This window comes from Streptomyces pinistramenti (assembly GCF_020564935.1).
Classification (GTDB): domain Bacteria; phylum Actinomycetota; class Actinomycetes; order Streptomycetales; family Streptomycetaceae; genus Streptomyces; species Streptomyces pinistramenti.
Genome location: NZ_JAJCXB010000021.1, coordinates 16,592 through 30,772 on the forward strand (window position 1 = coordinate 16,592; position 14,181 = coordinate 30,772).

Sequence of the window (14,181 nt, forward strand, 5' to 3'; positions counted from 1 at the left end):
TCAGGTGTACTTCTGGAGCACCAGGTCCAGATCCACGTTGAGTGCGTCGGCCCACTTCTTGAGGCCGTCCGACCCCTGGCCGGCGTCCTGTTGGCTGGTCTTCGGGTCGGTGACGTCGTGGGGGACGTCTTCGGTTGTGGCCTCCGGTTCCGCAGTGGGAGGGGGGCTCGGGGTCTGCGGGCGCGGCCCGTGCCGGCCGATCGCGTCCGTCGGCACGTCGAGGTGGAGCAGCAGCCCCGCGCCCGCCCCGCCGCCCTCCCAGTGCACCAACTCGGCCAGGGTGTCGGCCTGTTCGGAGGGCAGCAGCGGCCTGACGTAGCGGTCGATGAACTCCTGCCGGGACAGGTGCTCGCCGCGCACCAGGACGCCGCCGTCGTCCGTGGCGGTCAGGTGCCAGGTCTGCCGGCCGTCCGTCACCGCCGTCTCCTGGGCCGTCAGCAGGGCGTCGAGCATGGAGTCCAGCCGCGTCCCGTCCGCCTCGTCGGCGGGGTACGGCGGGAAGTACCAGCCGGAGTCGACGCGGACCGCGCTCTCCTGCACGCCGCCGGTGCCGCGCAGCACCGCCTCCGGCGAGAAGCGCAGCTGCAGGGCGTCGTTGAGGGTGAAGGTCCCCTCGAAGACGTCCTTGCCGGAGATCTTCGGCAGGCCGAACGTGTCGAACGTGTCGTAGGTGGACAGCGTCACGACCAGGTCCACGGACGTCGGACTGTGCCGCAGCCAGTGCACGGTGCGGTCGACGGAGTTCTTCTGCAGCGCGAGCTGGCCACCGGAGTCGTGCTCCAGCGAGTGGGTCACCGCCGAGGAGAACGACAGGTTCTGTTTGACCGGGCCGCCGAAGCTGCCGGTCGCGCCGCCGCCCGCCTTCGTGCCGCGGCTGTCGACGGACGCGTCGATGTCGTTCTGCAGGTCGTAGTCGGCCCGCTCGCCGGTGCCCTTGTGCCAGCCGTCCGCGTAGCCCTGGGACCTGGGGACGAATGAGACGCTGAGCCGCCCGTGCGTGAACGTGGCCACGCCGCCCTCGGCGGACAGCCGCACCCGGAACGTCGAGGTCTGCGTCGTCGGCGTGCCCAGACCGGCCCGGACCAGATGACGGGCCATCTCGCGGGCGCCCATCAGGTGCTTGAGCTGCGTGTGACCGCCGTGCGCGGGGTCGGCGAAGAGCCGGGGGCCGCCCTGGTGCCGGGCGAGCTGCGCCATCAGGTCGGTGAACAGCGCGGGCGCGGCCGTCTCGTCCATGTCCACCAGCACGTCGTGCCGCTGGAAATCCTGCGTGCTGATGAGGGACAGCGGCCCGCGCTCCTCGATCAGCGGGTCCGGCAGCTCGGACCGCGGCACGAGGACTTCCTCCCGCACCGGCAGCGTGATCTCGTGCCGGGCGTCCTTGCCCGTCGAGAGCCAGTCGGCGGCCTTGGCCAGGCCCGCCTTGACGATCTGCGCCTTGCCCAGCAGCAGGGCGTTGACCAACTGCGAGGCGTGCGAGGAGGTTTCCACGGACAGCGTGATGGTCCCGTCGGCCTCATACCCGCACAGGTCCTCTTCGGAGGTCGTGTAGCCGTCGTGCCTGCGGATCATGACGCTGCTGTTGTTCGCGGTGTCCGTGGACTTGCTGAACGTCAGGGAAGCGGACGCGGAGCCGCCGCCCTGCGGCCTGCTGCCCGATCCGCCGAGCGAGATGCCCTTGGTGTTCTTGCTGCTGTGGCTGAACTGTTCCTCGACGCGGGTGTTCGACTGGATGTAGCGGGAGAGGACGCCGGGCGCCGTCTTCCCGGCGAAGCGGGCGTCCGTCGGGTCGCGGTCCATCCGGAGGGAGACGTCGACGTAGGTGTGGTGGCCGACGCCGTCCGTGCGCACCCGGATGGTCAGCCCGGTGTCCAGCAGCAGACTCGCCAGCGTCCGCAGCGATGCGCCGTCCAGGATGCTGTCCCCCATGGACGAGAGCGCGCTGCCGGGCTCGTTGAGCGAGTGGACGGGGCCGAGCGTCCCCGGGGCGGCCTTGGCCAGCAGGGGGACGAGGTTGCTGAGCACCTGGTGGGTGAGGGTCGGCGGCAGCGTGGTGTGCCGCTCGTCCTGGGACAGTTCCTCGCCGGAGAGCTCCTGCGGGGTCTCGTCCTGCGTGCCCTGGTGCCGGTCGGTGACGGGGGCGGGGGCCAGGCCCGTCGTCATCGACATGACCGGCAGGCGCGGCAGCGTCTTCGGCACGTTGGCCTCTTCGGCCGTCCGCACCGTCATCTCCGGGCGCTGGAACGTCATGCCGCCCGGCGCGTGCAGCGTGCTGCTGAGCCCCGCCGCCTGCCAGGTGCCCAGCATGTTGTTCTGCGTGACGGCGATGTTCAGCTGCCAGACGACGTCCATGGAGTAGTGCTTGTTCGGCAGCGTGATCTCGAAGAACTGGCCCGGGTGCGTGTCGTCCACCTCGATGTCGGCCCGCCCGGTGGAACGGTTCCGCGACGCCGTGAAGCCCGCCGACCCGTCGCCCGTGGTGTCGCCCCGCTCCCCCTCGTACGTCATGCTCGCGCCCGCGTTCTGGCTGTTGGTGCCCGTCACCTGCGTCTTCTGCGTGTAGCGGAGCATGTACTCGTTGAGGCCGAAGGTGGACAGCTCCTGCGGCTCGTCGCCGAGCGGCTTCTTGTTGCCCGTGACGGCCTGCGCCACGAGGTACACGTGGGTGTCGGCGAACTGGTGCCCCACGACGAAGCGGCCGGGCAGCGCGTTCGACTCGCTGCTGAGCGCCCCCTTGAGCTGGTCCGTCGTCACCAGGTGCTGGAGGTAGGAGGCGACGTACGGGGGCACGTTCAGCTCGGCCATGAGGGCGGCCGCGGCCTCACGCAGGACGCGCGCGTGGTACGCGTGGTCGATCCGGTCGCTCGGCTGTAGCCGCTCCTGCACGAAGGCGTCGGGCAGCTGGACCGGGGCGAAGGACAGTGTCTTGCCGTTCCACGTCGCCGCGGGTGCCTTCTGCGGGGCCGGCGGCGGCGCGTCGGCGTTCCTGTCGTCCCCGTCCTGCGGGGACGACAGGTCGGACAGCGACTTCGGCATGAGGTACTGCACGCCGCCGTGCCGGGTGTCGTGGACGGGGGTGCTCTGCGACGACTCGGATCCGGTGACCTTCTCGGCGTACACGGAGACGTCGTAGGTCGCCGGGTAGTGGTCGTGCCACATCGGTCCGGACGCGTTGGTGCCGTTGTGCGCGAACGCGTATGTCGTGATGCTGTTCATCAGGGAGTGGTCCCGCGAGCGTCCGATGGACAGGTCGGCCGGCGTGAACGTCAGCCCGCCGCCGGACTCGGACAGTGCGAATCCGGCCGAGAAGGACTGCCCGTTGCCCATGGACGAGGCCATGGCCAGCCAGTTCCAGTGGGTCGGCCAGTTCTGGACGGTGGCGTTGTCGACCGGCAGGCGCCAGGCGGTGGTGTCGCCGTCCCCGCCGGGGTGGCGCGTCCCCTTCACCTCGAAGTGCAGGAGCAGCTGCGTGCCGTTGTCGCCGCGCGGGCCCAGGAACGTGAGGTGGATGCCCTCGTCGAACAGCTCCGTGGTGTTGCGGGACAGCTCGTTCACATGGAAGTTGACCTCCAGGAAGCGGTTGAGCTGTTCCAGGTGCTGCGTCCGGTGCCGGAACGACCGGTGCGTGAAGCCGACGTTCTGCTCGGCCGTGACCGCGCTCCGACGGAAGTGGTCCACGAGGTGCGTGAGCCCTGAGACCCCGAATCCCTCGTAAAGACCGAACTTCGGCGGGCGCGGCGGCGGAGTCGTCAGCTCCCGGGGCGGCTGCACGCTGCCGTCCCCCATGGCGTGCGCCAGGCGGTACTCGAAGTAGCTCGCCAGGTGCTCCGGGACGTGCACGACCACCCGCACCGGGACGGTCTTCGACGGCATGGGCGGCTCACCGACCTGCGTGAGACCGGCCTCCAGGTTGACCATCACCTCGTACGGGACGCTCTTCCCGTTGAAGCGGACGGTGCTCAGCGTCCCCCCGGTGTTGCCCTCCGTCAGCGACATGGAGTCGCTGCTGCTGAGCGCGAACGAGAAGGGGAACGAGAGATCCAGGCCCTCGTGGGACAGGTCGGGCCCGACGGTGAGGTCCACCTCGAACGCCTTGCCGCCCCCCTTCGACGTGCTGTGGAACACCGACTTCCACATCCGGACGTTGTGCGCCAGACCCACGTCCGTCGGGTCGCCGCCCCGCTTGACGGAGAGGACGTCGGCCCGGATCTCCGAGGTGTAGTGATGCCCCTGGCTGTAGACGGCGGGCAGCTTGGTCGAGCTGAGCATGCGGGAGAAGTTGGCGATGGTGGCCATCTCGCTGAACCAGTTGTCCAGGAAGCCGCGCGCCCGCGTGCCGGGCCCCATCCCCGCGTACGGAGTGGTCAGTTGGGGCACCAGGGCTTCCTGCCCGCTGCTCTCCCGGGGGAGGAAGAAGAGTTCCTGGAGGGCGCGGTTGAGCTTGCGCCGCTCGTGCGCGTTCCGGGGGGTGACCTCCCAGGCGTGGTCGGTGTGGTTGGCCTGGTGGCTGGTCAGCTCGCGCGGGAAGGACACCTCCACCGGGACGGTCTGCTCGCTCCGGCCCGCCCGCCCGGCCTTCGGGACGCCGCTCAGCTCCAGCTTCAGGGCGGCGTCCTTGAACGCGAAGTGCTCATGGTCCCCGCTGAGCACCATCTCGGGCCGGTCGTAGGAGTTGGTGAGGAAGCTCTGTCCCTTGGACGCGCTCGACGAGCCCGTGATCTTCAGCACGAGCTTCACCGCCTCGGACACGACGGGCGGGGCGACGGTCGTGCTGCTGGTCAGGGCACGCGACTCGGCGGTCGAATGAGTGCCGCCCGCCTGCCGGTTGAGGATCGCCTCGCGCTGGCCCTTGATCTTCGCGCCGTACGGCAGCAGTTGCGTGGCCGCCCGGTGACTGCCGTCGGCCCGGTGGGGCAGGAGGGAGACCTGCTCACGGGAGAGTGCTTCGAGCCGCAGCGTCACCCGGTACTTCTTCTGCCGGTCGTCGCCCAGCTCCAGCTTCAGCCCCTCCTTCGACAGGAGCTTGCGGGCCAGCAGGGGGCCGTCCGCGCCGGAGACCTTCTGCCACACATCGTCGGCCAGCTTGTTGGCCAACGCCTCCCGATTGCGGTCCTTGAGCGACGTCCCGCTCTGCGCAATCGCGGACTTCATCAGCTCCTTGAGCGCATGGGGGCGCGGTCCCGGCGTACCGAAGGAAATGTTCCCAACCCGCAGCACACGGCCGAACTGCCCCAGCGGGTAGTGCCCCTGGTGCCCGAACCCGGTGGGCACCTGCGGCTTGTGGTGGACGAGGGATGATTGCCCGCCGGAGGGGGAGTGCTGCTGCTCCTGCTCCTGCTGTGGTGAATCCTCCTGCTGTGGTGAGTCGTCCTGCTGCTGCGAGTTCTCCTGCTTCTGCTGCTGCGCCTCGTCATCGGAGTGGTCCGAGCGGTCGGAGCGGTCCGAACCATCCGAACCATCCGAGTGGTCCGAGTGGTCCGAATCGTCGGGCGAGGACGAGGAGATGGGCGGCGTCGGAGCCTCGTTCGTGTGCTGCCGGCCGGTGTCGATGTGGAGCCGGAGCGGGGAGCCGTCGGTGTCCGCGCCTTCCCACCGCGTCAGTTCGCCCAGGTGCGCGTACTGCTCGGGCGTCACGTGCGGGCGTACGTACTGGTCGAGGAAGTCCTGCCGGCCGATGCGCCGGTCGCGTACCCAGACGTGGCCGTCGCCCGCGCTGGTGACGTGCCAGGTGTTCCGGTCCTCCGCGGCCGCGGTCTCCTGGGCGGTGTGGAGGGCGTCGAGCATGGCGGCGTTCTGCTGCTCGTTCGCGTGGTGTGGTGCGAGGTACCAGCCCGAGTCGACCCGGATCGCCGCCTCGGTGACGCCGCCCACTTCGCGCAGCACCGCTTCGGGCGAGTAGCGCAGTTGCAGCATGTCGTCGAGGACGAAGCTGCCCTGGTAGACGTCGTCTCGGGTGAGGACGCCCAGGTCGAAGCGGTCGAGGTTGCTGTCGGCGGCCAGGTGCACGTCCACCTTGACCGCCGTGGGGCTGTGGCGCAGCCAGTGCACGGTGCGGTCGATGGACTCGGTGGGGCGCGAGGTGAAGCCGCCGCTGTCGTGGGACTCGGAGCGGCCCTGGCCGAACTTGCCCGCCAGGCCCTGGGTCATCTTTCCTGTGGTGGCGGTGAAGTTGGCGGTGACGTCGCCGCCGATGCTGCTGTCCTCGCCGGCCGCGAACGACTGGGTGTTGTACTGGTACTGGTAGTCGGAGCGTTCGGATGTGCCCTTGACCCAGCCTTCCGACGAGCCGAGCCCGAGCTGGGTGAAGGTGACGCGCAGCTTCCCGTAGGTGAGCGTCGTGACGCCGCCCTCGGTCGTCAGACGCGGCGCGAAGGTGCTGTCGTCGTCGGTGGCGCCGCCGAGGCCGGAGCGGTGCAGGTGCCAGGCGAGTTCGCGGGAGTTGAGGAGCTGGCGGAGCTGTTCGCGGCCGGCCTGGCCCTTCTCGGCGAACTTCTGCGGTGCGCCACTGTGCTCGTCCAGCTTCTTCATCAGGTCGTCGAAGAGCTTCCGCGACGAGGACTCGTTCATGTCCACCAGCACGCCGTGGTTGCGGAATTCGTCCTTGCTGATGGCCGTCGGGGTCTTCGGCTGCTGTTGCGGGGACTGCCCGCCGCCGGGCTCGTCGTCGGTCGCGGTGTCGTTGCCGCCGTCGGCGTGTTCGTTCTGCTCGTTCCGTCCGGTCTGTTCGTTCTGCTCGACTTCCTTGAGGAGCGCCGGGGGCAGTTCGGAGCGGGCGACCACGACTTCTTCCCGTACGGGGAGGGAGAGGGTGTGCGACCCGTCGTCGTGCTCCGTCACGTACTGCCACAGCGTCTCGGCGCCGCTCTTGAGCGAGGCGGCCTGGCCGAGGAGGAGGGCGTTGACCAACTGGGAGGCATGGCTCGCGCTTTCGACGGCGAGGTCGATGGTGCCGTCGACCTCGTAGACGTACAGCTCCTCCTCGGCGGTCGAGTAGGCGTCGTGGCGACGGATCATGATGGCGTCGCTGTTCGAGAGGCTCGTGCTCTTGGACTTGCCGAGGGACAGGGACGGGGACGCGCCGTTGCTGCCCAGGCCGCCGGAGCCGCCGCCGCCCGCCGATCCGGACTTCTTGACGGTGTGGACGACCGCCTTCTCGCTCCGCGTGTGGGACTGCGTGTAGCGGGAGATCATGCCCTTCGACGTCTTGCCCGTGAAGTGCGCGCCGTTGTCGTCCCGGGTGAGCTGGGCGATGACGTTGGTGTAGGTGTGGTGGCCGATACCGTCCGTCCGCATGCGGACGTGCACGCCCGTACCGCGCAGGACGCTGCTGAGGCTCTGCAGGGTGCGGGAGTCGAAGAGCGTGTCGCCCATGCCCGTCAGCGTGGTGCCGGGCGATTCGAGGTGGTGCGCCGGGCCGAGGGCACTCGGTGAGTTCTTCCGGAGGAGCTGCGCCAGGTTGTTCAGGATGGTGCCGGTCAGGGGCCGGGATTCCTGGTTCTCCTGATTTCCGCGGTCGTCGCCGTCGGCGTCGCGGGGTGCCAGGTCCACCGTCATGGCCGTCAGCGGGAGGTGGGACAGGCGCTCGGGGACCTTCGCCTCGGCGGCCGTGAGGTGGGTGAACTCGGGGCGCAGGTACGAGACGCCGCCCTCGACATGGACGTCCTTGACCAGGGTCTGCGGCTCTCCCCACGAGCCGAGCATGTTGGTGTCGTACTGGATGACGCTCAGCCGCCAGATGACGTCCGCCTCGTGCTGGCGGTGCGGCAGCGTCTGGTCGACGAACTGGCCGGGGTGGATGTCGGTCACGGTGACGGTGGTCTTTCCGTGCGAGACGGCCTTGCTTCCGGACGCGTCGCCCGAGCCGCCACCGGACCCGTCACCGTTCTCGCCCGTGCCGCTCAGCGAGATGCCGAGGCCGTGGGAGTTGGTGAGCACGGTCTTGTCGGTGCTGGTGAAGCGGCTCATGCCTTCGTCCAGCGTGAAGTTCGACAGCTCCTGGGTGTTCTGGAAGGTCGTGTCGTTGACCGTGATGGCCTGGACGATGAGCTGCACGTTGTTGTCGGTGAACCGCTTCTCGCGCACCAGACGCCCGGACGACGCCTGCGCGTCGCGGTTGAGTATGCCCTTGAGCTGGTCCGGCGTGAGCAGCTTCTCCACGTACGGGACCGCGTCCTGCCGGGGGATGCCCAGCTGCCGGAACATCTCCGCCGCCTCGTGCTGGAGCTGCCGCGAGCCGTGGACGTGGTCGATCCGGTCCTGGGGCCGGATGCGGTTCTCCGTCGCGTGCTGCGGCGGCTTGAGCGGCGGGTACTTCTTGTGCTTGCCGTGCTCGGTGGGCTCCACATCCCGGGAGGTGACCTTGTGCTCGTTCGCCGTGGGGGAGCTGTGGTCCTCGACGGTGAGCGACTTCGGCACCAGGTAGTCGGCCCGGCCGTTGACGTGCTTCGTCAGCACCTGCTTCTCGTCCAGCACCGTGGTGCCCAAGACGTGCTCGGCGTTCACGTTCAGCTCGAAGACCACCGGGTAGGAGTCGTGCCACATCTCGCCGGAGGCGTTGGCGCCCATGTGGGAGAAGCCGTAGGTGGTGATGCCGTCGGACTGGGTGTGATCGCGGCCCCGGGAGAAGAACGCGTCGGCCGGGGTCATGGTGAAGCTGTCGGTGACGTCCCCGGACAGGGTCGTGCCGATCGTGAACGACTGGCTGCTGGTCCGGCTCTGCGCATCGGAAAGCCAGGCCCAGTTCGTCGGCCACTTCTGCACGGTGGCGTCCTTGACGGGCAGCCGCCAGGCGTGCGCGTGCGCCTCCTCGCCGGGTTCGGCCGGGCGTGCCGTGACGCCGAAGTGCAGCAGGAGCTGGCCCTTCTTGCCCTTCGGGCCGCGGAAGGTGCGCTGGACGCCGTCGCCCAGAACATCGGGCGCCAGATGGGACACCTGGTCCGGGTGGAACTGGGTGTTCAGGAACTCCTTGAGCGCCTGGCGGTACTCGCGTTCCGCCTTGACGCCGGTGTGCTCGAACTTCAGGAGCGTCTCGGCGCGCCGCCCGGCATGGAGGAACGTCTGCGGCAGGTCGGCGAGTCCCTTCAGCCCGAACACGCCGAAGAGCCCGCGGGACGGGGGCGTGGGTGGCGGCGTGTGCGGCTGCTGATCGGTGGTGTTCTGCGAGCTGGAGTCCTCGGAGCGGGATTCCTCGTCGCGCGGGTGGGTGGTGACCTGGCCGCCGCCCTCTTGCGCCACGGTCGCCAACTGCTGCTCGAAGTGGTCCGCGAGGTGTTCGGGGACGCGGATGACGACGACGGCCTCCTGGGTGTGGGAGAAGTCGCCGCGGCCCACCGGGTTGAGGCCGGCCTCCAGGTTCAAGGTCAGTTCGTACGGGACGCTGGGGCCGTTGAAGCGGGTGGTGTTGACCATGCCGCCGGTGTAACCCTCGGTCAGTGACGCCGAGTTGCTGGTGCCGAGGCCGAAGCCGGCCGAGAACGACAGCGGCAGCATGTCGGGGCCGAGGACGACCGCGCCGTCGACCGACTTGCCGCCACCCTTGGACGTGGTGTGGAACACCGAATTCCAGTCGCGGGTGTTGCCGGCCGTGCCCACCTTGGTCGCGTCGCCGAGACGCCGCACGGACGTGACGCCGCTCCGCACCTCCGAGGTGTAATGGGTTCCCTTGTGGGCGAAGGACGGCAGCGACGTGCCGCTGAGCATGCGGTGGACGTTCCACAGCGTCGAGTGCTCGCTGAACCAGTTGTCTAGCAAGCGCCGCGGCCCCGAGCCCGGCCCCATCGAGGCGTACGGCTTCGTCAGTTCGGCGGCCAACGGCGCCTGGCCGTGACTGTCCTGGGCTATGAAGAACGTGCTCTGCACGGCCTCCGCGAGCTTGCGCCGCGCGGCCTGCGTATTGCCGCTCTCCACCTGCCAGGGACGGTCGGTGTGGTTCGCCTTCGGGTCGGTCAGCTCGGTCGGGAACGACACCTCCAGGGTGTCCTTCGTGCTGCCCTTCCAGTCGGGGCCGCCCGCGTTGCGGCGGATATCGACGGACAGCGAGGCGCCGTCGAAGCCGAAGTGCTCGCGTGTACCGGAGAAGTTCAGCTCCGGACGCACGTAGGTGTTGGTGAGGTTGCTGTGTCCCTTCGACGAGCTGGAGGAACCGGTCAGGGTCACCTTGGGCTTGACCGCCACGGTGTCCGCGGCCGAGGCGTGCGTGGTGGTGACCGAGACGCTGCGGCTGTTGCTCACCGTCGTGCTGTCGCCGGTGTTGTAGTTGACCGACGCCTCGCGCTGGCCCTTGTCGCGCTCGCCGTGCAGGAGCTGCTGGGTCGCCTTGGTGCTCTTGGCCGCGCCCGTTTCCGGGGAGGCGGACGAGGTGGATGAGGCGGACGGCGCAGGCTGCGGCGGCGCGTTGAGGTGCTCCGCCCTGTTGCGGTCCACGTCGCCCAGCCGCAAGGTGACCGTGTACGGGTTGCTGAACCGGCCCACCGGCACGGTCAGCGTCACACCGCCCTCGTCGAAGAGCTGCCGGGCCAGCTCCTGTCCGTTGTCGCCCGACAGTTCCTTCCACAGCCGGTCGGAGATCTGGTTCGCCAGCCGCTCGCGGTTCTTGGGCGACAGGCGCTCGGGCCGGCTGTCGATGGCCGACTTGACCAGCGTGTGAAGCCCGGCGGGACGCCCGCCGCCCGCACCGAAGGAGATGTCCCCGAACCGCAGCACGTGCCCGAACTGCCCCAGCGGATAACGACCGTCGCGCCCGAAGCCGTACGGGACCTCGACGGCCTTCGGCTCGGTGTCCTGCCGCCCGCCATCGGACCCTTCATGGCCGTCGGGGTCGGTTGGGTGGGTGTGCTGGGGGGGCTGGTCGTTGTCCGAGGTGTCGTCGTGTCCGTCGTGTGTGTCACGGCGGTCGTGCTCATCGTGTTTGCCGGGAGGGCCCTCCTCCTTCGACGGGCCGTCTTCCTCCTTCCCGTCCTCGTGAGGCTCTTCCTGGCGCTCGTTTCGTTGTGCCTGCTCCTGCTCCTTCTGCTGCGACGGGCCGGGTTGCTGCTCGTGGGGCGGGTCGTCCGACGACGCACCGGACACGGTCTTGGCCATGGCCTGGTAATGCGAGCCGCCGCGCTCGAAGAACACGTACAGCGGGCCGTTCGTGGCATCGGGGGCCGTCGCGTAGGGCGGCTGACCGTTCTCGACGACCGTGAGATTGACATCGAGCGCGTTGGCCACGAGCTGCGGGAGGTTGTCGGCGAACGGGGAGTTCCACAGCCTGGTTTCCGCGGCGGCCTCGACGATGAGCCTCTTGGTTCCCAGCCGCTGCGCCGCCTGCGGGGTCGGCGCCAGATCCAGCAGGTGCGGGTAGTTGCTGCCTGCCAGCAGATCCTGCCACTTCCGCCGCGCGGCAGGGCTTTCGCCGCCGCCGTGGTTCAGGAGCGCGCGAGCCGCCTGCCGCTCCCGCCCCCGTTCCGCTTTCTCGTTTTCCCACCGGCGCTGCTGCTCCGGGGCCGGATTCCGGTGGAGCGTCGGCGGGTCCGGGAACAGGTCGTGCAGCACGACCTCGACGGGGTCGTCACCGAGGAACCCGGCCACATCCGTCTCGTCGTGGTCCCTCGTGTGCTCGGCCACGCGGTCGCGCAGTTCCTGGACGGAGAGGTGCCGGATGTCGGGCAGCGCGTTCTGCTGGTACGCGCTCACCAGGACGGACGTGAACAGGCAGTCGCCGTCCCCCGGCACACGCAGCACGCGGTACGTATCGCCGTCCACCAGGTGCTCGGTGACGACGTGGCGCTCCTCGGCGATGTCGGGGTGCGGCGGAAGACCGTTCCCTTCCGGGGCGTCGTTCGACGCCTTGTCCGGCTCTTTGTCCGGTTCCTTGCCCGACGCCTTGTCCGGTTCCTTGTCGGACCCCTCGTCCGAACTGTCCGTGGGGTCCTTCAGGGGGTGATGTTCCGTGGTGACGGGCGGGTTCAGCTCGCTCCACTTGTTGCCGGTCGGCGGGGTCTTCTCCTCCTGCGGATGCGGCTGTTGCCCCTCATCGGAGGTCTTCTCGGACGTGGTCGGTGTGGTCGACGGTGTCGAGGTCTGCTGTGGGGCCTGGCGGTCGTCGTGGTCCGTGGGCCGGTTGTTGCCGGTGTCCGAGGACGAGGGCGAGGGCGAGGACGTCACGACCTTCTTCGGCTCGACGGCTTCGCCCGTGATGGGTTCCTTGCCGGTCGTGTTGTCCGTTTTCGAACTGTCCTGCTTCTGGGCGGTGTTCGGGGTGTTCGGGGTGTTCGCCGTGTTCGTGTGGGTCGGCGTGGGGGCCGTCTGTTGTCCGGTCGTGGTGGTGGCGTGCGCGGTGGCCGCGTTCTGGAGATTCGCGCTCTCCGCACCCTGTGGCGCGGGATGGTCCTGCGATGAACGAGCGTCCTGCGAGGCCGAGTTGGCATGGTCCTCGTTGCCGTCGCCGCCCTCGCTGCTGACCTCGTTGTCGCCTTCGTTGTCGCCTTCGCTCCCGCTGCTGTGCGTGGAAGCGGTGTCGTTGTCCTCGACGTAGTGCCCGCGGCCCGGATCGTTCCCGCCGTTGCCGTTGCCGTTGCCCCCGCCACTGTTGCCGTTGTCGCCACTGCCGCTGTGGTGCGACGGGCTGGACTGCGTAGGCGTGGTGGGGCTGTTCGCTCCGGCGCCGCCGGGGCCAGGGTTCGTGCCGGAGGTGTTCTGCTGCCCGTCGCCGGCGGTGTCCTGGGCGGTGTCCGTGTTCTGGTCGGTGTACGCGCTCGGGCCGGCGTTCGTGTTCTGGTCGGTGGCCGTGGCCGTGGCCGGATTCCGGGTGTCGGGAACGGTCGTGTCGGAGCCGGTGGTGATCGGTGTCGGTATTGCCGTGCTGTTGACGGAGCCGGCCAGCTTGGTCGCCGCGGTGATGCCGCCGATGGTCGCGCCGTGCGTGGCACCCTCGGCCATGGCGGCCGATACGCCGGTCATCGGTGAGACCTTGAAGCTGTGCTCGTCGTCGAAGAGCAGGTTGTAGAAGCCCTCGGAGAGGTAGCCCTGGCCGGCGACCGCGGCGCTCATGCCGGCGAAGTCGCTGCTCTTGGTGATGATGCTGTTGTGGTGCTGCTGGATGCTCTTGAGCGTGGTCTCGGGCAGTTTCGCCAGCGAGTTGTGCACCGCGGGGTCGATGTGCTGACCGCCGTTGTTCCTGAGGGTGTCGCGCAGCGCGTGCTGGCTTTCGGTGCCCCAGTTCTTGGCGAACGTGTTGCCGTAGGCGTTGCCGAGGTTGCGGGCGGTCTGCTCGCCCAGCGTGTCCTTGAACGAGTGGGCGAAGACGTCCCCGAAGTCGTCGCTGAGCTTCTTCGTCGCCGTCGCGCCGAGCTGCTTGCCCTGGCCGGAACCACCGAGGGGACGGAGCAGGTCGTCGGCGTTCTTGGTGATGACGTCCTGGATGCCGTGCGTCAGCGTCTTGACGGTGGAGTCCGTCGCCGTGTCGATGGTGTGGGACAGGTCCTTGGAGATCTGCTTCGCGATGTCCTTGGCCACCGTGCCGCCGAAGAGGTCGGCCAGCTTCTTGCCGGCCTTCCCGCCGAACATCGACAGGGGCCCCTCCAGGAGGCCGTCGAGCAGGCCGCCCAGTGCCGCGTCGTTGGTCAGACTCTTGTCCCAGACGCGGCGGGAGCCCTTCCCCATCTGGATGCGCTGCGCGAGGCCGTCCAGGGCGACGCCGATGGTCTCGTTGATGACGACGTGCATGATCAGCTGCTGGAACAGGGAGCGCATCAGCTGTTGCAGGCTGGCGCCGGCCTTCGCCTTGATCTCCGGGATCAGCTCGTACTGGAACGTGGCGATGGCGATCAGGATCTCCACCAGCATCTCGGCTATCTGGAGAATGGCCATGATCTTCATGTACTCGACGTTGACCGCGGTGGTCTTCGCCATCGTCTCCAGGCCGCCGGTGATCTCCTGGCCGGCCTTGACGTAGTTCTGTCCCCCCGAGGTGAACTGCGCGACCGATGCCGCGTACGAGTCGGCGGTGTCCATCTCGAAGCTGTTGCGGACGGACTGGGTGACCCGCACCACGTCGTTCGGCAGCTGTTCCAGGCGCCGGCGGGTGTGCCCGTAGATCTCGCCCATCGCGTTCAGGGCGTCCTCGTCCGCGTTGGGGAGCGGAGAGCCCGTCAGGATGAGGGCGATGACACGGAACTCGTCGGACACGTGGATGGTCATGAG

Annotated in this window: 1 protein-coding gene; it reads right to left on the reverse strand. The window is 69.0% G+C overall.

All coding sequences use genetic code 11. The annotated features are described in order from the left end of the window. On the reverse strand, nucleotides 1-14,178 hold the full coding sequence (locus tag LIU39_RS16820; protein ID WP_227047535.1) for a WXG100-like domain-containing protein: 14,178 nt from the start codon (nucleotides 14,176-14,178) through the stop codon (nucleotides 1-3). Nucleotides 14,179-14,181 lie beyond the last annotated feature (3 nt).